This window comes from Sporosarcina jiandibaonis (genome assembly GCF_013184495.1).
GTDB classification, from domain to species: domain Bacteria; phylum Bacillota; class Bacilli; order Bacillales_A; family Planococcaceae; genus Sporosarcina; species Sporosarcina jiandibaonis.
The window spans coordinates 428,841-453,332 of the sequence record NZ_JAAOIY010000001.1 but is presented as its reverse complement, the minus strand read 5'-3'; the positions used below and the strand labels follow the sequence as shown (position 1 = coordinate 453,332).

General features: G+C 39.9%; 25 protein-coding genes. 17 read left to right on the top strand and 8 right to left on the bottom strand.

The window, feature by feature from the left end; translation table 11 throughout:
• Position 1: 1 nt before the first annotated feature.
• Positions 2–1,372, bottom strand: coding sequence for a glycine--tRNA ligase (locus G8782_RS02255; protein WP_281357875.1), 1,371 nt, complete (start codon positions 1,370–1,372; stop codon positions 2–4).
• 333 nt (positions 1,373–1,705) lie between these two features.
• On the opposite strand from G8782_RS02255, the gene ccpN reads away from it, so the two are divergent.
• From ccpN to G8782_RS02215, 8 genes are all read left to right on the top strand, one after another.
• Positions 1,706–2,335 (top strand): transcriptional regulator CcpN, encoded by a 630-nt coding sequence (ccpN, locus tag G8782_RS02250; protein ID WP_172369280.1) that lies wholly within the window; start codon positions 1,706–1,708, stop codon positions 2,333–2,335.
• A 10-nt stretch (positions 2,336–2,345) separates the two neighbouring features.
• Positions 2,346–3,161, top strand: a complete 816-nt coding sequence (locus tag G8782_RS02245; RefSeq protein WP_172369279.1) for a pyruvate, water dikinase regulatory protein — start codon at positions 2,346–2,348, stop codon at positions 3,159–3,161.
• A 192-nt stretch (positions 3,162–3,353) separates the two neighbouring features.
• Positions 3,354–5,177 carry a DNA primase gene (gene dnaG / locus G8782_RS02240; RefSeq protein WP_172369278.1) on the top strand — a complete coding sequence of 608 codons (1,824 nt, stop codon included), beginning with the start codon at positions 3,354–3,356 and terminating at the stop codon, positions 5,175–5,177.
• A 33-nt stretch (positions 5,178–5,210) separates the two neighbouring features.
• Positions 5,211–6,344 (top strand): RNA polymerase sigma factor RpoD, encoded by a 1,134-nt coding sequence (gene rpoD / locus G8782_RS02235; protein WP_172369277.1) that lies wholly within the window; start codon positions 5,211–5,213, stop codon positions 6,342–6,344.
• 129 nt (positions 6,345–6,473) lie between these two features.
• On the top strand, positions 6,474–7,616 hold the full coding sequence (locus G8782_RS02230; RefSeq protein ID WP_172369276.1) for an acyl-CoA dehydrogenase family protein: 1,143 nt from the start codon (positions 6,474–6,476) through the stop codon (positions 7,614–7,616).
• 137 nt (positions 7,617–7,753) lie between these two features.
• Entirely contained in the window at positions 7,754–8,125 is a 372-nt protein-coding gene (locus G8782_RS02225) for a c-type cytochrome (protein WP_172369275.1), read from the top strand.
• A gap of 94 nt (positions 8,126–8,219) precedes the next feature.
• Positions 8,220–8,912: a tRNA (adenine(22)-N(1))-methyltransferase gene (locus tag G8782_RS02220; protein WP_246231522.1), complete on the top strand. Its 693-nt coding sequence runs from the start codon at positions 8,220–8,222 to the stop codon at positions 8,910–8,912.
• Positions 8,909–10,027 carry a Nif3-like dinuclear metal center hexameric protein gene (locus tag G8782_RS02215; RefSeq protein WP_172369274.1) on the top strand — a complete coding sequence of 373 codons (1,119 nt, stop codon included), beginning with the start codon at positions 8,909–8,911 and terminating at the stop codon, positions 10,025–10,027. Before G8782_RS02220 ends, G8782_RS02215 begins: the two co-directional genes overlap by 4 nt.
• Before the next feature lie 40 nt (positions 10,028–10,067).
• Here the strand turns inward: G8782_RS02215 and G8782_RS02210 are convergent, their stop codons facing one another.
• Together G8782_RS02210 and vrrA are read right to left on the bottom strand one after the other, a co-directional pair.
• Entirely contained in the window at positions 10,068–11,039 is a 972-nt protein-coding gene (locus G8782_RS02210) for a 4-hydroxy-3-methylbut-2-enyl diphosphate reductase (protein ID WP_172369273.1), read from the bottom strand.
• A 65-nt stretch (positions 11,040–11,104) separates the two neighbouring features.
• A complete protein-coding gene (vrrA, locus tag G8782_RS02205) occupies positions 11,105–11,584 on the bottom strand; it encodes a VrrA/YqfQ family protein (RefSeq protein ID WP_172369272.1) in 480 nt (159 codons plus the stop codon).
• 118 nt (positions 11,585–11,702) lie between these two features.
• Here vrrA and G8782_RS02200 point away from each other — a divergent pair, with 118 nt between their 5' ends.
• Together G8782_RS02200 and G8782_RS02195 are read left to right on the top strand one after the other, a co-directional pair.
• Positions 11,703–12,998, top strand: a complete 1,296-nt coding sequence (locus tag G8782_RS02200; RefSeq protein ID WP_172369271.1) for a DEAD/DEAH box helicase — start codon at positions 11,703–11,705, stop codon at positions 12,996–12,998.
• Entirely contained in the window at positions 12,995–13,900 is a 906-nt protein-coding gene (locus tag G8782_RS02195) for a deoxyribonuclease IV (protein WP_172369270.1), read from the top strand. The genes G8782_RS02200 and G8782_RS02195 overlap by 4 nt, the downstream gene beginning before the upstream one ends.
• 68 nt (positions 13,901–13,968) lie before the next feature.
• On the opposite strand, the gene G8782_RS02190 is transcribed toward G8782_RS02195, so the two are convergent.
• Entirely contained in the window at positions 13,969–14,217 is a 249-nt protein-coding gene (locus G8782_RS02190; protein WP_216667745.1) for a hypothetical protein, read from the bottom strand.
• Between the two features lie 98 nt (positions 14,218–14,315).
• Between G8782_RS02190 and G8782_RS02185 the strand changes: the two genes are divergently transcribed.
• The 3 genes from G8782_RS02185 to G8782_RS02175 are packed head-to-tail and all read left to right on the top strand — an operon-like array spanning position 14,316 to position 16,358.
• On the top strand, positions 14,316–15,086 hold the full coding sequence (locus G8782_RS02185) for a metal ABC transporter ATP-binding protein (RefSeq protein ID WP_172369269.1): 771 nt from the start codon (positions 14,316–14,318) through the stop codon (positions 15,084–15,086).
• Positions 15,083–15,955 carry a metal ABC transporter permease gene (locus G8782_RS02180; protein ID WP_172369268.1) on the top strand — a complete coding sequence of 291 codons (873 nt, stop codon included), beginning with the start codon at positions 15,083–15,085 and terminating at the stop codon, positions 15,953–15,955. Before G8782_RS02185 ends, G8782_RS02180 begins: the two co-directional genes overlap by 4 nt.
• Complete coding sequence (locus tag G8782_RS02175) at positions 15,945–16,358, top strand: Fur family transcriptional regulator (protein ID WP_172369267.1); 414 nt, start codon at positions 15,945–15,947, stop codon at positions 16,356–16,358. Before G8782_RS02180 ends, G8782_RS02175 begins: the two co-directional genes overlap by 11 nt.
• A gap of 40 nt (positions 16,359–16,398) precedes the next feature.
• Here the strand turns inward: G8782_RS02175 and G8782_RS02170 are convergent, their stop codons facing one another.
• The 4 genes from G8782_RS02170 to G8782_RS02155 all read right to left on the bottom strand — a co-directional run bounded on the left by G8782_RS02170 (position 16,399) and on the right by G8782_RS02155 (position 19,086).
• Entirely contained in the window at positions 16,399–16,986 is a 588-nt protein-coding gene (locus G8782_RS02170) for a hypothetical protein (RefSeq protein ID WP_172369266.1), read from the bottom strand.
• Positions 16,983–18,107 (bottom strand): flavodoxin-dependent (E)-4-hydroxy-3-methylbut-2-enyl-diphosphate synthase, encoded by a 1,125-nt coding sequence (ispG, locus tag G8782_RS02165; RefSeq protein WP_216667744.1) that lies wholly within the window; start codon positions 18,105–18,107, stop codon positions 16,983–16,985. The genes G8782_RS02170 and ispG overlap by 4 nt, the downstream gene beginning before the upstream one ends.
• A 93-nt stretch (positions 18,108–18,200) precedes the next feature.
• On the bottom strand, positions 18,201–18,527 hold the full coding sequence (locus tag G8782_RS02160) for a hypothetical protein (RefSeq protein WP_172369265.1): 327 nt from the start codon (positions 18,525–18,527) through the stop codon (positions 18,201–18,203).
• A gap of 58 nt (positions 18,528–18,585) precedes the next feature.
• Positions 18,586–19,086 (bottom strand): DUF1189 family protein, encoded by a 501-nt coding sequence (locus G8782_RS02155; RefSeq protein WP_172369264.1) that lies wholly within the window; start codon positions 19,084–19,086, stop codon positions 18,586–18,588.
• Between the two features lie 213 nt (positions 19,087–19,299).
• Between G8782_RS02155 and G8782_RS02150 the strand changes: the two genes are divergently transcribed.
• The 4 genes from G8782_RS02150 (at position 19,300) to G8782_RS02135 (ending at position 24,472) form a co-directional block, all read left to right on the top strand.
• Positions 19,300–20,931: a Na/Pi cotransporter family protein gene (locus tag G8782_RS02150; RefSeq protein ID WP_172369263.1), complete on the top strand. Its 1,632-nt coding sequence runs from the start codon at positions 19,300–19,302 to the stop codon at positions 20,929–20,931.
• Positions 20,932–20,958: 27 nt separating this feature from the next.
• Positions 20,959–21,441 carry a DUF456 domain-containing protein gene (locus G8782_RS02145; protein WP_172369262.1) on the top strand — a complete coding sequence of 161 codons (483 nt, stop codon included), beginning with the start codon at positions 20,959–20,961 and terminating at the stop codon, positions 21,439–21,441.
• A gap of 115 nt (positions 21,442–21,556) precedes the next feature.
• The gene (sodA, locus tag G8782_RS02140; RefSeq protein ID WP_172369261.1) at positions 21,557–22,159 is read left to right on the top strand and encodes a superoxide dismutase SodA; all 603 of its coding nucleotides are present in this window, start codon (positions 21,557–21,559) and stop codon (positions 22,157–22,159) included.
• A 177-nt stretch (positions 22,160–22,336) separates the two neighbouring features.
• Positions 22,337–24,472, top strand: coding sequence for a peptidoglycan D,D-transpeptidase FtsI family protein (locus tag G8782_RS02135; protein WP_425505476.1), 2,136 nt, complete (start codon positions 22,337–22,339; stop codon positions 24,470–24,472).
• Positions 24,473–24,492: the final 20 nt, after the last annotated feature.

Here is a 24,492-nt window from a genome sequence, read left to right as displayed (position 1 = left end):
ATTAAAACTCTAAATGTTTTGCAATATAATCCTTTACCTCGTCAATCGGCATCCGGATTTGTTCCATTGAATCGCGATGTCTCACTGTAACTTGCTGATCTTCTTCTGAATCGAAATCATACGTAATGCAAAACGGCGTACCGATTTCATCTTGTCTGCGATATCTTCTGCCGATCGATTGCGACTCATCATATTGTACGACGAAATGTTTACGCAGGTCTGCATAAACTTTCTCCGCACTTTCAGATAGTTTTTTAGATAAAGGCAGAACACATGCTTTGACAGGCGCGATTGCCGGGTGGAATTGAAGAACCGTACGCTTGTCATCGCCATCTAATTCTTCCTCTTTATAAGCGTCAGTAAGGTAAGCTAACGTTACCCGGTCGGCGCCTAGTGACGGCTCGATGCAGTAAGGTACAAATTTTTCATTCGTAATCGGATCTTGGTAATGAAAATCTTCTCCTGAAAATTCCATATGACGCTTCAAGTCAAAGTCTGTACGGTTAGCAATGCCCCATAGTTCGCCCCAGCCGAATGGGAATTTATATTCAATATCGACAGTGCCTTTTGAATAATGGGATAGCTCATCTTCAGTATGTTCACGTAAACGGATATTGGATTCAGTCATGCCTAAGCTTAATAACCAGTTCTTCGAGAAATCGCGCCAGTATTCGTACCATTCGTTATCCTCGCCTGGTTTACAGAAGAATTCCAATTCCATTTGTTCGAACTCGCGTGTACGGAATGTGAAGTTTCCTGGAGTAATCTCATTACGGAAACTCTTACCGATTTGCGCGATTCCGAAAGGCATTCTTTTTCTCATTGAACGCTGAACGTTTTTAAAGTTCACGAAAATTCCTTGCGCTGTTTCTGGACGCAAATAAATCTGATTTGCCGAAGAATCCGTGACGCCCTGCGATGTTTTGAACATTAAGTTGAACTGACGAATTTCCGTGTAATCCATTGCGCCGCAAGAAGGGCATACAACATCGTGTTCAACAATTAATTCGTTCATTTTTTCAAATGATAAACCGTCAACAACGATTTCCATTCCTTTTGCATCTAGTGCATCTTCGATTAGTTTATCTACTCGGTGGCGAGTTTTGCATTTTTTACAGTCAATCATCGGGTCATTGAAATTGCCTGTGTGGCCGGATGCCTCCCATACTTTCGGGTTCATCAGTATAGCTGCGTCAAGACCGACGTTATGAGGAGATTCTTGGACAAACTTCTGCCACCATGCTCTTTTAATATTATTTTTCAGTTCAATTCCGAGAGGACCATAATCCCAGGTATTTGCTAATCCTCCATAAATCTCGGATCCAGGAAAAATGAATCCTCTTGTTTTTGCCAAATTTACTATTTTCTCCATTGTGGTAACATTCCTTTCAAAATAAAATAAGCACTCGTCTCCGGACATAAAGTCCGGGGACGAGTGCATAATGACCCGCGGTTCCACCCCGTTTGGTTGATAAATCCATCAACCCGCTTGGAAAAATTCATAGCTCAAGGTTGCCTTTTCATGTCTGTGTCGACTTTCACTATCCCGACTCGCTTTGTTTTAGACATTACTTTAATACCTCTCAACGCTTATTTAGTTCACCAATTAGTGTAGCATGATTCCAATTTCTTCGCAATAGTTGGCGTCTTCGTATATAATAAGCGAGTAGATTATTGTTATTACATACCCGTAAGGCGGTGACTTATGGAACTTAATAAGCGTCAGACCGATATACTTGAAATTGTTAAAGAAAATGGTCCTATAACCGGTGAGCAAATAGCGGTGCGATTAAATCTAGTGAGAGCAACAATACGTCCCGATCTTGCAATCCTGACGATGGCTGGTTATTTAGAAGCAAGACCGAGGGTAGGGTATTTTTTCTCCGGAAAGAAACCAGTTAAATCCCTTACTGACAGTATTAACGCCATGAAAGTTGGAGATTTTCAATCGATTCCGGCTGTTGTCACTGAGGAATTATCCGTGTATGACGCAATTTGCCAAATGTTTCTTGAAGACGTCGGCACATTGTTTGTCGTAGACAGATCTTCCTTTCTTACCGGCATCTTATCGAGAAAAGATTTACTCAGATCATGCCTTGGAAACAATGAAATCGATAAAGTGCCGGTTCATATAATTATGACCAGAATGCCTAACATCACTTATTGCAAAAAGTCCGATACACTACTTAAGGCGGCCGGGAAAATGATAGATAAACAGATAGATTCACTCCCTGTTATAGTAGATAAAGGTACGGGACTAGAAGTTGTCGGCCGAATTACAAAAACAAACATTACCGCAGCGTTCCTATCGCTTGCGGACGACCATGAATTATGAGGGTGATTGTATGAAGAATCTTACTATGTTTATCGTCTCCGACTCCGTTGGAGAAACAGCTGAACTTGTTGCGAAAGCTGCAGCAAGCCAGTTTGGAAGAGGACTTGATTCAGTTTCTTTAAAACGGTTTTCGCATATAGAAAATGAAACACAGTTAGAGGAGATTGCATTTTTAGCTAGTGAACAAAATGCGGTTGTTGTTTATACGCTAGTTAAAAGTTGCATGCGAAAAAGAATAAAGGCTGAATGTCAAAAAAAAGACATAAAGTGTATTGATTTACTTGGCCCTGTCGTTGATCAGCTCAGCCGTCAGCTTGATGAGAAACCAAGGGAAGAACCAGGATTAGTAAGAAAACTAGATGATGATTACTTTAAAAAAATCGAGGCGATTGAGTTTGCCGTTAAATACGATGATGGTCGAGACCCGCGGGGTATATTGAAGGCCGATATTGTATTAATCGGCGTTTCAAGAACTTCAAAAACACCATTATCGCAATATCTGGCCCATCAACGGTATCGAGTGGCTAATGTGCCACTCGTTCCCGAAGTTGATCCACCTGAGGAATTATTCATGATTGATCCCAAAAAATGTTTTGCACTAATTATTTCACCAGAAAAGTTAAATACGATTAGAAAAGAACGACTTATCGCACTGGGCTTACGTGACGATGCTAATTATGCACGACTCGAAAGAATCGAGGCGGAAATCGAGCATTTCAAGGAAATAACGGATAAGATAGGATGTACTGTCGTTGACGTAACGAGTAAAGCTGTTGAAGAAACTGCAAATGTTATTATTGGTGAACTAACTAATCGAATTAAATAATAAAGAAGAACCTTCCATTATGGATAGGTTCTTCTTTTAGGGACAATATTCATCCATAGTAGATTAATGAAAATTCATACGTAATAGTGTAGAATAATAGTTTCGGAGTATTATTAAGAAATATGTCGAATAAAGAAGGATATTCAAAGAATTTCTCGAAATATAGTATACAGAGTAGAAGATGGTGATATCATGACAAGAATATCTGAGGAGATAATTGAAGCAGTTCGTACCCAGACCGATATAGTGGATCTAATTGGAGAGCATGTACAACTGACGAAAAGAGGTAAAAATTGGTTCGGGCTTTGTCCTTTTCATGGGGAAAACACACCTTCATTTTCAGTTTCTGAAGACAAGCAACTTTTTCATTGTTTTGGATGCGGGGCAAGCGGCAATGCAATCACATTTGTTATGGATATCGAAAATCGACAATTCACGGACGCAGTTATTAAACTCGCAGAACGTACGGGAATTGAAATCGACCCAGCAATAACTCATGCTTCCAATGAATCCAAACGGCCTGATGAGTTTAAACATATGGTTGAAGCACATTCCCTAGCTTCGAATTTTTACAGTCATTTACTCTTAAATACAGTAGAAGGGGAAAAGGCATTAGAATATCTTCAAAATAGAGGGTTTACGAGGGCGGATATCGAAAAATATGGAATCGGATGGTCCCTTGATGAATTTGATGCACTATCGACATTACTCCATCGTAAAGGTTTCAATATGATGGAAATGGAAAAAGCAGGCCTTTGCATAATGAAGGACGATGGTACTGGTTTCTTTGATAGGTTCCGCGGACGTATTATGTTTCCACTTCATGACGATAATGGTAATGTGATTGCATTCTCAGGTCGTACGTTAGTGGAAGGAAAGGAAGTAGCAAAATACCTGAATAGCCCAGAAACACCCATTTTCGAAAAAAACAAAATGTTATACAATTTGCACAATGCACGTCTTAATGTGCGGAAAACGGGTAAAGTAATACTGTTTGAAGGTTTTATGGATACGATTTCGGCTGATCGCGTGGATATAAAAAATAGTGTGGCTCTTATGGGAACGGCTTTATCAGATGCGCACCTAATTAAAATGAAGCGAGTTGCAAAAGAGGTAATCATATGCTGCGACGGAGATGATGCTGGATGGGAAGCTGCTAAAAGATTTTCCGGTATGATCTCGCGAAATGGATTTGATGTGCAAATTGCATTATTACCTACAGATATGGATCCCGATGATTATATTATGGAATATGGCGGACAGGCCTTTCGCGATCAAATTATTGGAAATCCGCATTCATATATGTCATTCATCATGGCATATGCTAAACGTTCTAAAAACTTCTCTTATGAAAATGACGTTCTGCAATTTATACATGAGGTGCTTGAAGAATTGGCAAAACGCGCATCTCCAGTAGAGAGGGATTTGTACATTCGACAACTTTCAACTGAAACAAATATTTCAGTTGAAGCGATAACGCAACAATTCATGAAGATGGCAGGTAATCGGGCAAGGCAGGCGAAAGCAGAACCTGCAGATTTCGCAAGCGGCGGGAATATACCTGAAAGAACTGCGCCAAAACGAACCCAAACAGGGACCGAGCGAGCGGAGCGATTATTATTATATCATTTATTAAATGACGGATCCCTATTTGACCGCTTTCAAAAAGAGAGAAGAGATGTTTTTATTGGCGAAGATTATTCAGCAATATTCGTTCGTCTTGCCGGATTTTACGAAAAACATGGAATGCCTGATTTTCATAGGTTTGCGGAATCGCTAGAAGACCGCAGCTTGAGGAAAATTGTCCTTGAAGCTGCGATGATTGACCGTGATCCTGAGCATACTGAACAAGAAATCGAAGATTGCATTAAACATTTGGAGAAATATCGAATAGGGTTAACAATTCAAAAAAAAATACATGAATCTAAAGAAGCTGAAAAGAAAAACGATCATACCCGGGCGCTGGAGCTGGCCAGGGATATTATACAGCTCCGGAAATCATTATCGGCTAAATAGCCATATCCGGTGTTAGGAGGAGGAACGGGTAAGATGACTAAAAAAGAATTATCTGCAGGAATGAAAGAAGAACTTACAATTAAAGAAGTTAAGGCGCAATTATTAGAAGCGGGAAAGAAAACAGGTGAACTGACACTTGATGAAGTGACGGAAAAACTCTCTCAATATGAGATTGAACCAGATCAATTTGAGGAATTCCTTGATTTGCTGGAAGCGCAAGGCGTTGAAATGGATCGAAAGTCGGAAGATGAAGAGGAAGAGGCTGATAAGGCGACGCCTAAAGAGGAAGTCGATGATTCCAAGCTCGATTTAAACGACCTCAGCGTACCGCCTGGCGTGAAAATTAACGACCCGGTCCGAATGTATTTAAAAGAAATCGGTCGAGTTGAATTACTTACTGGAGATGAAGAAGTCGCGCTTGCAAAACGCATAATCGAGGGTGACGAATCTGCAAGTAAAGAACTTGCCGAGGCGAACTTGCGACTAGTTGTAAGTATTGCAAAACGTTACGTCGGACGTGGAATGTTATTCCTCGACCTTATCCAAGAAGGAAATATGGGTCTGATTAAAGCCGTAGAAAAATTTGATCATACTAAAGGCTTTAAATTCAGTACGTACGCGACATGGTGGATTCGTCAAGCGATCACGCGTGCAATTGCTGACCAAGCCCGAACAATCCGTATTCCGGTTCATATGGTTGAGACAATCAACAAATTAATTCGGGTTCAAAGACAATTGTTGCAAGACTTAGGCCGTGAACCTTCACCAGAAGAAATTGGAGAAGAGATGGAGCTAACTGCGGATAGAGTACGTGAAATTTTAAAGATATCTCAAGAACCTGTATCGCTTGAGACGCCGATTGGTGAAGAAGATGATTCCCATTTAGGCGATTTCATCGAAGATTCCGAAGCTCAATCACCTTCAGACCATGCAGCATATGAATTATTAAAAGAGCAATTAGAAGATGTCCTTGATACATTAACCGATAGAGAAGAAAATGTACTTCGTTTACGTTTCGGTCTAGATGACGGCAGAACTAGAACGCTTGAAGAAGTCGGTCGAGTATTCGGCGTGACCCGTGAGCGTATTCGTCAAATTGAAGCGAAAGCACTTCGCAAGTTAAGACATCCTTCTAGAAGCAAACGTCTAAAGGATTTCCTTGAATAATATTAAAAAGCATCGGTTGATATCTGCCGATGCTTTTTAATTTGGGAAATACCGTGAATAAGTTGAGAATCTATCTGCCTATTCGGTATAATCATAGTTGTAAGCGTTTACGAAAAGGGGATGGATATCTTGAACTTTGATTTGACGGAAGAACAACAAATGATTAAAAAGATGATTCGGGCATTCGCGGTTGAAGAAGTGGCACCTGGGGCAATCGATCGCGACCGAACAAAAGACTTTCCTGTTGAGGTGTTCGAAAAACTTTCGGAAATGGGCTTAATGGGGTTGCCCTTTTCAGAAAAATACGGTGGTGGAGGGGCAGATACAACAAGTTTTGCGATTGTGACGGAAGAACTGAGTCGTGCATGCGCATCGACTGGCATCACTTATTCCGCACATATTTCACTTGGTGGGGCTCCGATTCATCTATTTGGCACAGAGGAACAAAAGGAAAAGTATTTAACGCCTATCTGTACAGGAGAATCCTTTGGTGCATTTGGTTTAACTGAATCAAATGCTGGTTCGGATGCGGGGGGGACGCAGACGACTGCTGTTGAAGATGGTGATGACTATATCATAAACGGTTCAAAAGTTTTTATTACCAACGCAAGCTACGCAAAAAACCTTGCGATTACTGCTATAACTGGCATGAAAAATGGAGAAAAAGAAATTAGTGCAATCATAGTTCCGACCGATGCAGAAGGATTTACAGTAATCGACAATTATGAAAAAATGGGGCTTAATGCTTCAAATACAACTGAACTAATCTTAGATAATGTTCGCGTGCCGAAAGAAAACCTCTTAGGAGTTCGCGGCAACGGCTTTAAACAGTTCCTGGTCACACTTGACGGGGGGCGTATCGGAATAGGGGCAATGGCTGTCGGGATAGCTCAGGCAGCTTATGACCGGGCGCTACAATATTCCAAAGAGAGAAAACAGTTCGGAAAAACATTATCTCAATTTCAAATTACACAGTTCAAACTAGCTGATATGGCGTTGAAGATCGAGCTGGCTCGAAATATGGTATATAAAGCAGCTTGGTTAAAAGATCAAGGTCGTCCATTTTCTAAAGAAGCAGCGATGTGTAAACTGTATGCATCTGAAATTGCGATGGAAAATGCTTCCGAGGCTATACAAATACACGGCGGGTATGGCTATATGAAGGAATATGAAGTGGAAAGGTATATGCGCGACGCTAAGCTCCTCGAAATAGGGGAAGGCACCTCTGAAGTACAGCGTATGGTTATTGCAAGGCATATTGGTTGCGAATAATAAACTTTTTGTCGAATTTGTCACAAAGAAAGAGTGAAATATGGTAAATTACTTTCAGTTTTCCAAGTGATACAGTACAATATTAGTTGTGTATTGTTATTATCACAGAATTGTTTTTGAAGAAGGAGGGTAATTCAATGAAAAATCCTATTGTTCCTTTTCTCCTGATTTTCTCACTTGGAATTGGTCTTATTTTCTTTATGTCTCTTTATGGAATTGAGCAAAAAGAAGAAATCGCTAAAGAAGCTGAAGGAGATACTACTACTGAAGAAGCAGACGTGGCGAGCTTTGATCCAGACGTCGCTATCGGTCAATGTGTTAGCTGTCATGGTGGGGATTTAACAGGTGGAATGGGCGGAGCGGCTCCTGGTCTAGTTGGAACTGATTTATCTAAAGAAGAGCTCGTAGATATCATCCAAAATGGTATTCCTGGTACTGCAATGCCGGGGAATCTAGTGCCAGAAGAACACCTCGATGAAATGGCAGATTATATTTTATCACTTAAATAATTCATGAAATTGAAAGAGCCATCTGTCTGCAGAAACTTTTCTGTCAGCAGAAGGCTTTTTCTCTTTAGAGAACTCAAGGAAGGAGCTGATATTGTTGATTAAATTATCGGAAAGACTGTTAGCTGTTGCTTCTCATATAAGAAAAGGAGCAGTTGTTGCTGATATTGGTAGCGACCATGCATATTTGCCAACCTATTTAATACAAAAAGGTATCATACAAAAAGCTGTCGCGGGAGAAGTTGTAATCGGTCCGTATGAAACAGCAAAGAAATCTGTATACCGACACGGGGTAAGTGACAGAATAACAGTCAGGCTAGCAGATGGTCTTTTTGCAATCGAAGACCATGATGGAATTGATACAGTAACAATCGCAGGAATGGGCGGATCTTTAATCGCGAAAATTTTGGAACAGGGGAAAGATCGACTTCAACATGTAAATCGACTTATTGTTCAACCGAATCTTCATGCAAAAGCGATTCGGGAATGGGCAGTTGCAAATGGCTGGAAATTAGTGGATGAACAAATACTTAAAGAGGATGGAAAAATCTATGAGGTTCTAGTACTTGAGAAAGGGTTGGTTTTCTACGATGACCTTGAACTATTAGTAGGTCCATTTCTTCTTGCTGAAATGAACAACATTTTCATAGAAAAGTGGGAAGCCGAAATCAGTCAATGGATTCAAGTGTTAAGGTCGCTAGAAAATGCGGTTGAAACCCCAGAGTTAATTAAGAAAAAAGAACAGTTGTCTCACAAGATAACAACTCTTGGAAAGGTGTTGGAAAAATGAAGACAGTGAATGGTCGTGAAGTCATCGAGCTATTTGAAGAGTGGTCTCCGAAACGCTATGCGTTAGAGGGCGATCCGGTTGGTTTACATATCGGGCAATTGAACCGAACGGTAGAAAAAGTGCTTGTGACACTAGACGTCAATGAAGCAGTGATTGATGAAGCGATTGAAGTTGGAGCAAATCTTATTATTGCGCATCACCCGCCGATATTTCGACCTCTAAAAAATATTGCAACAGATACGCCACAAGGAAAAGTCATTGAAAAGTGTATTAAAAATGATATTTCAGTTTATTCTGCTCATACAAATCTAGATGTTGCACCGGGCGGAGTCAATGATTTACTTGCGGCGCGATTAGGCTTGAAAGAAACGAAGGTCATGTCGCCAACGTATTCTGAAGCTTTATATAAATTTGTAGTGTTCAGTCCGGCCAGTCATGCTGAAGAAATACGAAAGGCAATGGCAATAAGCGGGGCAGGTGCGCTTGGTGAATATGAAGGATGCAGTTTTACCACGAGCGGAACAGGACGATTTACGCCGGTAGGCGATGCAAATCCCTATTTCGGAGAAGTTGGATTAGAAGAAGAGGTGGACGAAGTAAAAATCGAAGCAATTGTACCAGAGAAATTGCGCGATAAGGTGCTTCGCTCAATGCTTGAAGCCCATCCTTATGAAGAGCCCGCTTATGATATTTTCCAGCTAGATCAACAAACGAATAATCTGGGACTTGGTCGGGTTGGAGAATTGAATGAACAAGTCAGGCTGGGACAATTTGTTGACCGTGTAAAACAGGCTTTCAATGTCCCTGTAGTCCGTTTTGTTGGAAATCCTTCTAAAGTCATCAAAAAGGTAGCCGTATTGGGCGGAGATGGCAATAAGTATATACACGATGCAAAAAGAAGCGGGGCAGATGTTTTTGTAACCGGGGATCTTTATTATCATGTCGCTCATGACGCGGAAGCGATAGGTCTATCCGTTATTGACCCAGGACATAATATTGAAAAAGTGATGATCAAGGGCGTTGTAGAGCATATGACAGAAGCATGTTTGGAAAAGAATTTCGAGGTTACATTCATCGAATCGGAAGTCAAGACAGAACCTTTTCAATTTCGATAAATAAAAACCGGTCCTTTACTAGAAAGCGACCGGTTTACTATTAAACATATGGTTCGATACGTTCGACTGGTTTCGGGTTTTTGATTCTTGGCAGAATTTTTTCTAACAAGAATTTCTTTTCCGGATGATGAGTCGTTGAATCTTCTGGGTCAAATTTCTCGAGAAACGCGATGACCTCGCGAACGACAATCGTTGGAGTAGAGGCACCGGCTGTTACCGCAACAGTGTTAATGCCTTTTAACCAATTAACATCAATTTCGGAGACATCAGATACTCTATAAGAAGGCGTATTGGCAATTTCGACGGACACTTGCGTCAGTCGGTTCGAGTTATTGCTCATCGGGTCGCCAACTACGATAAGCAAATCAGCTTCTCCGGCCTGTTCCGCAACAGCTTCTTGCCTTACTTGCGTAGCAAGACAAATTTCTTGTACTGCTTCTATATGCGGGTATTTAACTTTCAAGGCCTCCATAAGATGAGCTACATCCCATTGGCTCATTGTCGTTTGATTTGTTACAAGCAGTTTTTCATTGTGGATGTCAAGTTTATCAACATCTTCAAGTGTTTCAATTAGGTGAACTTGTTTTGGCGCTACACCCATTGCTCCTTCAGGTTCTGGATGATGGCGTTTTCCGATGTATACGATGTCGAATCCTTCTGCTGCCTTTTCTTCGATTAAATCATGTGTCACTGTAACATCTGGACAGGTAGCATCTATGGATACAAGCCCTTTTTTTCTAGCAAGCTCTCGTACAGCAGGAGAAACACCATGAGCAGTGAAAATAACCGTGCCTTTATCTGCTTTTTCTAGAATTTCCAATCGATCTTTTCCGTCTAACGTGATAATGCCATCTTGTTCAAACGCTTCTGTTACGTGTTTATTGTGTACAATCATGCCCAAAATATAAATGGGTCTTGGTAACGTTTTGTCGAGTGCCGCATTTCTTGCGATGATCATTGCATCGACAACCCCGTAGCAATAGCCTCTAGGGGTAATCTTCAACACTTTCATCCAATTCACTCCTCTAATAGGATTCTATAATCTATTATAACGGAGTCAAGTCGCTTGTTCAAAGTTTATCGGTCTGGTTGAAAGATTCTGGGTACAGAAGGTCTCGGTCCAGCTGGTGGCGGTGTAAAAGATTCTGCGGTTCTCGGCGCTGCTCTAGAAGCGCTTCTAGCTGCACCGCCAGCAGCCGCAGTTCCTGAACCTTCTCCGGCAGACGGAATTGATTGAAAACCTTTATATAATTTCCACATTGCCGGTAGATTGCGCATCATTGGTGCAAACTGCTGAACGACAGGCGCATACTGTTGTGCAGTGTTTATTAATCGATTGGCTGTTTCCATATAACCGTCTATTTTTGAAGGTCCTTGCCCGGATGGAAACCCTTGGGGACCTTGTCTAGGATCAATGAACGGATTGTTCCGCCTTCCGAACTGACTTGGCTGTCCCGGGGGCTGTGCAGGCCCTGGAAATGGACGCATGCCGAACCCCGGCTGTCTTTGGGGTGGCGGTTGGTTTCGAGAAAATGGATAAAAAGATTCGTATCTCAATTTTGAACTCCTTTCCTTTAATCAAAATAAACTTTCATATTGTATCGTATGCGAAAAGGACATACGACGGCACGGAATCATGGTACAATGTAGATATGTTAGGAGGCAGATTTATTTCATGTCAAAATTCACAGATTATCAATTTCAGCCGTTTCTTCGAGAAGCGATTCAAGGACTCGGCTTTGAAAGTCCGACACCAATACAGAAGGAAATAATACCCTTAATCCTTCGCGGTACTTCTGCAATTGGTCAGGCACACACAGGTACGGGGAAATCCCACAGTTTCCTTATTCCGATTGTTGAAAGAACCGATAGTTCTACAGATAATGTACAAGCAGTCATTGTAGCGCCGACTCGGGAGTTAGCTACTCAATTATTTGATGAACTTTCAAAATTAACTAAGGAAACTGACATTCGATCATCGCTTCTAATTGGCGGAACCGATAAAGAGAGATCAGCTAGCCGATTGAAATCTAATCCGCATATAGTTGTCGGGACTCCCGGAAGAATTCAATATATGGTCGAAAGCGGTGCGTTGTTAATCCATACAGCTAAGATTCTCGTTATTGACGAAGCTGATTTAGCTTTTGATATGGGTTTTATTGAAGATATTGATAAGTTCGCTTCAAAGATGCCTGCAGATTTAGAAATGTATGTATTTTCTGCGACAATTCCAGAAAACTTAAAACCATTTTTAAATAAGTACATGGAATCGCCTGCGCATGTGAAGATCGGAAAACGTAAATCTTTTACAGAAGGCATGCGTTATTCACTTGTTCCAGTTCGCGGAATGCAACGAGAGAAGAAATTGCTTCAAGTTGTTGAAGGAATCACGCCGTATTTGGCAATCATCTTTACGAATACAAGAAGAAATGCTGATGCATTAGCAGACTTCATGGCGGAATCCGGAATTAAAGTCGGGAAAATTCATGGTGACCTATCCCCGCGCGAACGGACACGCATGATGAAGAGAATACGCGACTTGGAGTTCGAGTACATTGTCGCGACGGATCTTGCAGCTCGCGGTATAGATATTCCGGGTGTTAGCCACGTTATCAACTATGAATTACCAGATGAATTAGAGTTTTTCATTCATCGTGTTGGACGCACTGCACGTGCAGGTCTTGAAGGAACAGCAATAACCTTATATGATCCATCCGAAGAGGATAAGATAATCCGTATCGAAGCAATGGGGATTCCATTTGTTCACGAAGAAGTGAAAAATGGGGAATGGGTTGAAGTTAAAGAAAGACACGCAAGAAAGAGAAGAACGAAGCAATTAGACGATATTGATCGGAAAGCCATTGCCTTTGTTCGCAAGCCTAAAAAAGTCAAACCAGGCTATAAGAAAAAAATGGCCAAACAAATAGAAGATATAAAGAAACGTGAAAGGAGAATTAAGCGTAAAAAATGACAGATGTGAAACCTTTATTACTAGGCTCTCACGTTTCAATGAGCGGGAAGAAGATGTTGCTAGGTTCAAGTGAGGATGCACTTAATTATGGTGCAACAACATTCATGATTTACACGGGTGCGCCGCAAAACACGCGCAGAAAGCCAATCGAAGAGTTAAATATCGAGGAAGGCTTGAAACATATGAAGGCTAATGGCATTTCAGACATTGTTGTTCATGCTCCGTACATTATTAATATTGCGAACACTACAAAACCGGCTACCTTTCAATTAGGCGTTGATTTTTTACAGAAAGAAATTGAACGAACTGCTGCACTTGGAGTGAATCAAATTGTTCTTCACCCGGGTGCCCATGTCGGCGCAGGCGTCGAAGCCGGAACTGCAAAAATAATTGAAGGTTTAAATGAAGTGCTATCGCAGGATTACCCAGTTCGTATCGCCCTTGAAACAATGGCGGGTAAAGGAACGGAAATTGGCCGTAATTTTGATGAAATAGCTAGAATAATTGACGGCGTGACACATAATGAGCGCTTGTCTGTATGCTTCGATACTTGCCATGTTCACGACTCCGGTTATGATGTGGTGAACGATTTCGAAGGCGTAATCGATGAATTCGATAAAATAATCGGCAAAGATCGAATTTCTGTTATTCACGTGAACGATAGCAAAAATGAACGAGGTGCAATGAAAGACCGACATGAGAACTTAGGATTTGGCCATATTGGATTCGATGCATTAAACTTCATTGTTCACCATCCAGAATTCGAAAGCATTCCTAAAATCTTGGAAACACCTTTTGTTGGATCTGATCCAAAGAAAAAGTTTGCTCCTTATAAATTTGAAATTGAAATGCTTAAGTCGAAAATGTTCCAACCGGATAAAATCGAACTTCTAAAAGTATAAAAGATAACCCGTCAACAGTTTGATAGTTGTTGACGGGCTTTCTATTGCTTAATTATAGTTCTATAAAATTATTGTCTCGCGTCGAAATACATTTGCAGTAATTGTTCTGCTTTACGGTCTCCAATTGCAATTCGGACTTTCTTAATAAACACCTCAGGTATTCCAGTAAAAATCCAATGAAATGAAACCTCGTCTAATAAGGGGCGTAGCGCTCTTATTTCTGAAGTTGTTAAATTAACCCCATAAGAGCTTGCAAAGACTTTTACGTCAGAATCACTACTCATTTTCAACTCATTTAATAATTGAACAAAGTCCATTTACTTAATCCTTCTTTCTTTAAAGGTTGTATCCCGAGCTACCCTGTATTATAATTATGAATCGTAATCATTCCTATTAGGAAGAAAGGAACTACTCTATGAAAAATACACTCATTGATTTGGACGATGTTTATTTCAGTTATGAGCAAACAGCTGTCCTTGAAAATATAGACTTAACCGTAAAAGAAGGGGAGTTCTGGGCGCTTATCGGGCCGAATGGGTCGGGAAAATCAACACTTATCAATATTATTCTCGGTCTTTTGAAACCGGATAGCGGTTCAGTATTGTTGTTCGGACAAGATGCAGATCACTTTCAACATAGGGAGCTAATCGGCTACGTATCTCAAAAATCAAATTCTTTTAACTCTGGGTTCCCTGCAACAGTTTTAGAAGTTGTGCGAAGCGGCCTTACTAGAAAAACAGGATTATTTAAAAGTTTTTCTAAAAAAGATGATAAAAAAGCAATTCATGCACTTAAGGTAGTTGGTATGGAAGACTATGCAAAACAAAATATTGGAGAGCTATCAGGCGGTCAACAACAGCGTGTTTTTATAGCGCGAGCCCTAGTAGGAGATCCAAAGCTTTTGGTGATGGATGAACCAACTGTCGGCATTGATCAACAAAACGTGAAATCGTTCTATTCTATGCTAAATAAATTGAATCGTGAACATCGCATAGCTATATTGCTAGTCACTCATGAAATAGACCTAGTAACGGATTTAGCTACACATGTCGCATGTTTAAATCGTTCTATTCATTTCCATGGCATGCAAGCGGACTTTAAGAAAATGGAAGATGAAGATATTTCAAAATGGTATGGTCATCCAGTTAGACGTGTCCATCAGCACATAGAGGAGACGCAATCATGATTAATGCATTACTTACTTATGAATTTTTACAAAATGCTTTTTTATCGGGAATCATTATTGGCGTTATCGCGCCACTGCTAGGATTATTTATCGTTGTTCGACGCCTCGCATTAATTGCTGACGCTTTAAGCCATGTTGCACTTGCAGGTATTGCGGGGAGCCTATTCCTAAGCCAGCAATTTCTATTTTTCTCAGCACTTAATCCAGTTTATCTTGGAATTGGTTCTGCGGTTGGCGGTTCTCTCTTAATTGAGAAATTAAGAGGCATGTACAAGCATTACGAAGAGTTGGCAATCCCAGTTATTTTATCGGCTGGAATCGGATTAGGGGCAATATTTATTTCTTTGTCTAAAGGTTTTGGCTCTGATTTGATCGGCTATTTATTCGGCTCAGTTTCGGCAGTCAGCCGACAGGATTTAATCATAGTTATTATAATTGCGGTTATCGTTATCGCATACGTTCGATTTTTATATAAAGAACTATTTGTGCTTTCATTTGACTCGGAATACTCGAAAGTGTCGGGGATTAATGCTCGTTTTATTCAAATGTTTTTTATGATAATTACAGCGCTCGTAATTGGAGCTTCGATGCGAATCGTTGGTATATTGCTTGTATCATCTCTGATGACGGTGCCAGTTGCAGCGGCCATGCAAATCGCTAAAAGTTTTAAAGGAGCTATAATTTATTCCATCATTTTCGGTGAGATTGCAGTGATTATAGGTCTTTTTTCCGCATTTCATTTGGACATCGCGCCTGGTGGAACGATTGTTGTCACATCTATTCTATTGTTGTTAATAGTCCTAGCTTGGAAAAAAATACGTGGTGATAGAAAAACCGTTAAGGTAGGGGGTAGCTTGTATGACGATTGAGGAAGCATGGCGTATTCTTAGCGAGAATCAGTTGAAGCGCACGAAAAATCGTGAAGTATTACTTGATTTGTTTTTGGAAAATGACCGCTATTTAACGGCTGGGATGATAAAAGACTTTATGGAAAATGAAAATCCAGGCATAAGTTTTGATACAATTTATCGCAACTTATCCACATTTACTGAATTGGGTATTTTAGAGGAAACTGAACTGTCCGGGGAAAGGCATTTTCGAATGCATTGTGATGCAGGCGTCCATCATCATCACTTTATTTGTACAACATGCGGTAAAACACAAAACATTCCAGATTGCCCGATGGATCTAATATCGATAAACTTGCCGAACCATGAGATTGAAGGGCATAAGTTTGAAATATACGGAAAATGCCCGTTATGTGCCGCATAAGGAAACGGTGTGCAACTCAATATTTTGAGTCGCACACCGTTTATTTTGTAACTGCTGTTTCTATTGGGAATAATCGTTGGATCCATTTATTTGCTTCTTGCCAATCATAAACGCGAATTACGCTTTTTGGAGTTGGTTTTCTATTATAAGGTGTATCGAATAGTAGAACTGGAATATCGAGTTCTTCGCTAATATCAACAGCATTATCATGCTTGTCCTCAAAAAAAGCATGAACATTATGCTTTTTTGCTGCCTCAATTTTATAATGACTTCCAATTAATTCGATATGATCGTATGGAATTTTTTCTCGTTTGAACCAATCAAACGTTGTGTTCAGAACGTTTTCACCACGTGCCGAAATATAGAACAATTCGTATTGCGGTAACCAACTTTCCAAAATTTCTTTTGCGTATTCCTGAGGCGGAGAAGTATCGTAAATTAATGCTTCGGCTGTTTTATACCATTCATAAAATTGCTTTGGATCTACAGAAAAGGCTTTTGTTAAATCATATTCTTTAATATCATCGAGAACGAGATCAATATTATATTGTTTATTGATATGCGGTAAAAGGGCAGTCGGGCAAGTTACAGTTCCATCGATGTCGATTCCGAAACGATAATTTCTCATTTTGCTCCTTCAGCTTCCAGTAATGCTTCTTCTTGACGTTTCTTTTCGAAGTATTCTTCTGCAAGTTTGTCGATTTCCATTTTTAATTCTTCGACCATTGTTTCTTCAGGAACTTTGCGAACTGTTTTTCCTTTCATGAATAAAAGACCCTCTCCACGTGCTCCCGCTATTCCGATATCAGCCTCTCTAGCTTCCCCTGGACCGTTTACTGCGCATCCAAGAACCGCTACTTTAAGTGGTGCTTTTATATTGGAAATATATTCTTCGACTTCGTTAGCGATTGAGATTAGGTCGATTTCAATTCGCCCGCATGTAGGACAAGAGATAAGTGTCGCTGCATCGGATGAGAGACCGAAAACCTTTAATAATTCGCGTCCGACTTTAACTTCTTCTACTGGATCCGCGCTAAGCGATACGCGAAGGGTATTTCCAATTCCAGCCGAAAGGAGTGTTCCAAGGCCTGCAGAGCTTTTTACGGTTCCGGCAAATTGAGTTCCAGATTCTGTAATCCCCAGGTGAAGCGGGTAATCGAATGCGGCAGCGGCTTTCATATAAGCTTCGACGGCAAGGTTCACATCAGATGCTTTGAGTGAAACAATAATATCGTGAAAATCGAGATCTTCTAATATTTTAATATGATGAAGAGCGCTTTCTACCATTCCATCCGCAGTCGGATAGCCGTATTTTTCAAGGATTTTCCTTTCTAATGATCCGGCATTTACTCCGATTCGAATAGGGATGCCTTTCGCTTTAGCCGCATTGACTACGGCTTCTACTTTAGCTTGTCTACCGATATTGCCCGGATTAATTCGGATTTTATCCGCGCCTTGTTCAATGGCGATTAAAGCTAGTTTATAATCAAAATGGATATCAACAACAAGCGGCACGTTAATACGTTTTTTGATTGCGCCAATGGAAAGGGCAGCGCGCTCATCTGGGCACGCAACTCTGATAATTTGCACGCCTGCTTCTTCAAGACGTAAAATTTCTTCAACAGTAGCATCTACATCGTGGGTTTTTGTTGTTGTCATACTTTGTATGAAAAGTTCATCACTTCCGCCAATCGTTAAATTACCGACTCGCACTGGACGTGTTTTGGATCGGTGAATAATTTTACTCATTATTGTTTCCACTCCTTAATTAGTTACAGCCAGTCTCTATTTTATATTTTATCAATCTATGTGAAGAAAAGGCAAGAGAATGCCCTATATTGCTCATTCTACGCAATTACTTGCTTGGACGCTAGATATAGGAAGTTTTATTTTTTCCCCGCTAACGATTTCCTGTTTTTGTAAATGCGGATTTAATGCATAAAATTTAGTCAATCTATCTAGAAGGGTTATTTCTGGATCAGGGTAAAGTGCAAACAGAGATTGGATCGTATCGTTATCAATTGACGTGACAGTAATTGAAAAAGTTTCCTCTTCGCACGTTTTTGCTTCTTCGACATACGGTTTGCTAGGAATTGTTCCTTCAACAAGGTCAACGCGAATAAAGTGGATAAGAGTGAAAATTATAGTTGCGATTAGTAGTATTCTCATTAAAATTCCCCCTTTCGCCACTGTATGCAGGAAAGGAGGAATTATTCCTCGGTTTTTATTATTGTTGTTTAGGGTAATACTTAATAGCAGCTAAAATATAAATCAAATGAACGATTGAGGATATTAAAAAACCATTAGCTGCAATGCCAGGGAAAAAATCAAATCCGATAGTCAATAGCATTGGCACAGTCATGGCAATTGCGGAAGTTCGCCATATTTGAAGATAATTACTGCGCTTCCTTCTAAGATTTAGAAACAGAGAACCTATGTAAGCAAAAATGGTGATTCTGACAAAAACGTAAAATGTGCTAATGACCAGTTGCAAAAGTAGCGCCATAGGATAAATTAGCCAACCGATTTTTTTGCCATGCTCTATTAAATCGGGGTTTTGTTCTAGTAATAATTCATCATTCAAGTAAAAACGGCCGAATGAAATAGTTGTGAATAAAAAAATGAACATGAATACGTACTTAAAAACTTTACCGATCGGAAGAAGTCTAAATGCGGCTAGTTTCTTCGGCTCGTGAATACTTGCTATGAATAGTTGATGAAATCTCATGATTAAGCCTCCTTATTATATTGTATTCTATCATTATTCATTAATAAATGAATAATTTAAAATGAACAGCATGTAATTTTGACAGATTCATGACTTTTTCGAGTTCAATTGTTAAGCCAATGTAAATTTTCCTGTTTTCTATTTACATTATAGGACCTCGCAAAGCATAATAGGGTGATATGTTTATATTGAATGATTGGAGATGACTATTTAATGGAATTGAACTGGCAAGAGATGATATTCCAGTTTCTCGGCGGGCTTGGAATCTTCTTATTTGCTATAAAGTATATGGGGGATGGCCTTCAGAAAGCCGCTGGTAACAGGCTTCGTGATATTTTAGATCGATTTACGACGAATCCGTTTATGGGCGTCCTAGTTGGAATCATTGTTACTGTTTTAATACAATCTAGTTCTGGAACAACTGTAATTACAGTAGGACTTGTTAGTGCCGGTTTCATGACATTGCGACAGGCAATCGGCGTTATTATGGGCGCGAATATCGGGACAACCATAACAGCGTTCATAATTGGATTGGATGTAGGCGCGTATGCTCTTCCAATTATGGCTGTTGGAGCATTCCTAATATTTTTCATCAAGAAAAACCAAATAAAAAATATGGGGGAAGTCATTTTTGGCTTTGGAGGACTTTTTCTGGGACTCGAATTAATGAGCGGCGGAATGAAGCCCCTTCGGGAACTTCAATCATTTACTGATTTAACGCTTTCGATGAGTGATCAACCAATACTCGGCGTAGTTGTGGGAACAATCTTCACTTTAATCGTACAAAGCTCAAGTGCCACTGTCGGAATTTTGCAGGGGTTATACGCTGAAAATCTAGTCGATTTAAAAGCTGCGCTACCTATCCTATTCGGAGATAATATAGGAACAACGATTACGGCCGTGCTAGCTTCGATTGGTGCATCAGTAGCTGCAAGAAGAGCTGCAGCGACACACGTTCTTTTTAATGTGATCGGTTCTGTTATATTTATTATATTACTTGTCCCTTTTACTGCATATGTAGAGTGGATATCATCAATTTTAGCACTTGAGAGTAAAATGCAAATTGCATTTGCGCACGGTACCTTTAACGTAGCGAATACAATTATTCAATTTCCGCTTATCGGTGCGTGGGCATGGTTAGTGACAAAACTAATTCCAGGTGAAGATGTAACGATCGAGTATCGACCAAAGCATTTAGATTATCACTTCATCCAACAATCACCATCTGTTGCGATTGGACAAGCCAAAGAAGAAGTAATTCGCATGGGCGATTTCAGTGTTCAAGGATTATCAGTCACGTATGATTATTTGAAAACTGGCGAAAAGAAATACGCTGAAACGGGTTACCAGATTGAAGATGCCATTAATAACCTTGACCGCGAAATCACAAACTATTTAATTCAGATTTCTTCGGTTAATATATCTCCCGATGAATCAGCTCATCACGTTACATTAATGGAAACGGTGAGAGATATCGAACGCATAGGAGATCATTTTGAAAATATTATTGAATTGATTGATTATCGCGATGTGAACCGGGTGACCTTGTCAGAAGACGCAATGAACGATTTATCTGAGATGTTTAGCTTAACAATCGAAACTGTTCAAAACGCTGTTCAATCACTTAATTTGAATGATTTGGATTTAGCAAGAACAGTAACTCAGAAAGAAGATTTAATTGATAAGATGGAGCGTAAATTCAGAAAGAATCATATCTTGCGCTTAAACGAGAGAAGTTGCTCTGCGCAAGCTGGTATGGTGTTCGTAGATATCGTTTCGAATCTTGAGCGTATTGGCGACCATGCAGTGAATATTGCTGAAGCGATACTCGGAAAACGCGGATAATACAGTAATTGAAAAGGAAGATTTGTCATGGAGATAATTGGCTGGATTATAGCGATTATATTTTTCATCGTAGCTTTTCTTGGGCTTGTTTATCCAATTATCCCTTCGGCATTGTTTATTCTTGGAGGATTTCTTCTCTATGGATTGATTGTTTCATTCGACGGGATGAACTGGCTGTTTTGGGTAATTCAAATTCTTTTCATCATTCTTTTGTTTGGCGCCGATACGTTATCCAATCTTGTCGGCGTGAAAAAATTCGGAGGATCTAAAGCAGGGATGTGGGGAAGTACAATCGGACTTCTTGTTGGTCCATTTGTTATTCCAGTGGCAGGGATATTGCTCGGTCCATTTTTAGGAGCGATTATTTCGGAATTGGTTATTTCCAAAACGGGTTTTAAACAAGCTGTAAAAACAGGTTTCGGTTCTCTAATCGGTTTTTTAACTTCTGTAATCACAAAAGGATTTTTAATGTTTATCATGATTGTAATATTTATCTTCTTTGTCAGATAGTTCCCGGTTAGGAACGAATTAGCAAATAGTCCATTTTATTTGAACGTTAATCTCATATTTGCTATTGTTAAATATGTAGCAATCATACGAAATTATCTGAGGAGGAATGGAAAAAATGGCTTTTAAACTACCAGAACTACCTTATGCATACGATGCACTAGAACCACATATTGACAAAGAGACGATGAATATTCATCACACGAAACATCACAATACGTATGTTACAAATTTAAACAATGCACTAGAAGGCAATGAAGAATTACTAAACAAATCAATCGAGGACCTCATCGCGGATTTGGATGCAGTTCCTGAAGACAAACGTACAGCTGTGCGTAATAATGGCGGTGGACACGCAAACCACTCATTATTCTGGGAACTACTATCTCCAAATGGCGGCGGCGAACCAACAGGTGAACTAAAGTCAGCAATCGATGCTAAATTCGGCAGCTTTGATGCGTTTAAAGAACAATTTGCGAACGCAGGTGCTACTCGCTTCGGTTCAGGATGGGCTTGGCTTGTATTGGCTGACGGCGAACTTGAAATCATGTCTACCGCAAACCAAGATTCACCAATCATGGAAGGTAAAACACCACTCCTAGGACTTGATGTTTGGGAGCATGCATACTACCTAAACTACCAAAACCGTCGTCCAGACTACATTTCTGCTTTTTGGAATGTTGTTAATTGGGACGAAGTTGCAAAACGTTACGGTAAGTAAGAATAATCTTTTATAAATAAGGAACAAAGCACCTACCTTGTTCGTCAAGGTAGGTGCTTTTTCTTTCTAAAATGTTATAATTCAATAGTAAAGATGGAAGGAGGAATTATTTTGACAAAGAAGATTAGAAGAGCTGAAAGGCCCAAGGTTAGACAACGAAAAAATATCGCTTTTCGAATGAACCTTCTATTCCTTTCCATATTTATTCTCTTTTCAATTCTTATTCTTCGACTCGGTTACTTACAAATCGTAAAAAGTGAAGAGTATGTGATGGCATTGGAAAGGAAGGAAGAAGTTTCTGTAAATACGAGTGTACCCCGTGGCAGAATCTTTGATCGGGATGGTCGCATACTTGTTGACAATGAACCGAAGAACGCAATTACTTATACGAAAACTTCTTCGACAACTACACAAGAAATGCTGGATATCGCGGAAAAATTGGCATTATTAATCGAACAAGATACGAATCGGACTACCATTGGAGATAAACGGGACTTTTGGATTTTAAATAATAAAGAAGAAGCTGCAAAAAAAGTCACAGAAAAAGAGATTGCTAAACTTGAAGGTGATGCATCTGAAATTCAAAGAGAAATCAACCGATTAACGCGTGAGCGCGTGACAGATGAAGAACTCAACTCATTTAGCAAACACGAACTTGAGGTTTTAGCGATTTATCGCGAGATGATGTCAGGATATGCTTTTTCACCCCAAATCATTAAAAGCGGGGATGTCACGGAAGAGGAGTTTGCAGCTGTATCCGAGCGGCTCGGTGAGCTTCCGGGTGTAAATACAACTACTGATTGGGAAAGGGTTAGAAAGTCTTATAATACTATTTTAGGGACGACGACTACACCCGACCAAGGAATTCCAAGTGAACAACTCGAGTATTATTTGACGCGCGGCTATTCAAGAAATGATCGAGTTGGAAAAAGCTTTATCGAACAATATTATGAAGAACTTCTACAAGGACAAAAAACAGTCGTGAAGAATGTTAAAGATCGTACGGGAAAAGTCATAGAAACAAAGACAGTCCAAGAAGGAATACCCGGTAAAGATTTGATATTAACGATTGATAGTGAATTGAATTCGGCGTTGGAAGACATTGTTTCAGAAAAGTTATTGGAATTGAAAAATGGTCCGAACTCGCAAGCATTAAATGAAGCTTATCTAGTGATGATGAACCCGAAAACCGGAGAAATATTATCGCTTGTTGGGAAGCGTGTCGCCAGAAACAAAGATACTGGAAAGTATGAAATTCGGGACTACTCTTTCGGCACATTTTCCGGAGCTTATATGGCAGGATCAACTGTTAAAATGGCAACACTTTTAACTGGTTATCAAGAAGGCGGAGCCAGGATCGGGGAAACGAAAATTGATGAAGGGATAAAAATTGCAAATGACAATATGAAGAGTTCAGTTTTTAACCGTTCTTACAATCGAATTCCGATGAATGATATTGAAGCGATCGGTAGATCTTCCAACGTCTATATGTGGAAAACCGCTATTGGAATTGGGAATGGTACATATCAAAGGGGAAAATCATTATCACTTAAAAGTACAACATTCGATATCATGAAAAATTCATTTGAATCATTTGGTTTAGGGAGTCTCACCGGTGTTGATCTTCCGGGCGAGGTAAGTGGGTATTCATCCAGAGCAGATCTAAGTGATATATTAGACTATTCAATCGGTCAGTTTGCTACGTATACGCCGCTCCAATTAGCGCAATACGTTTCGACGATTGCAAATGATGGTTATCGTGTTGCCCCTAAAATATTAAAAGAAGTTCGTGAACCTTCTCCTGACGGTGAAATCTTCGGGCGGGTTGCAGAAGAAACACCCGTCAAAGTATTGAATCGTATTAAAAATACAGATGAAGAGATTGACAGAATCAAAAAAGGCATGTACTACACGTATTATGGTCCAAGAGGAACAGCAAGAACACTTTTCAAAGATGCAGATTTTAAAGCTGCAGGAAAGACTGGAACAGCGCAATCGAGTGCTAGTGTACCAAATCCCAATGACCCTACGAAGTATATATTTTATCCAAATACAATTAACTTATCGCATGTTGGATATGCACCATTCGATGATCCGGAAATTGCTTATGCAGTATTGATTCCAAACGTATCAACAAACCCGGGTAAATATACACAGGCTCAAAATGATATTGTCGAGGCTGCTGTCATGAAATATTTCGAGTTGAAAGAAAAGAAAGAGAAAGACGCAGAGTTTGATGATGTTTTTAAAATAAAGAAACCCTTTAATAAAGATGATATATTAGGAGAAGACGATGAAAAAACAGATGAATAACTAATGTTTTTTCAACTGAA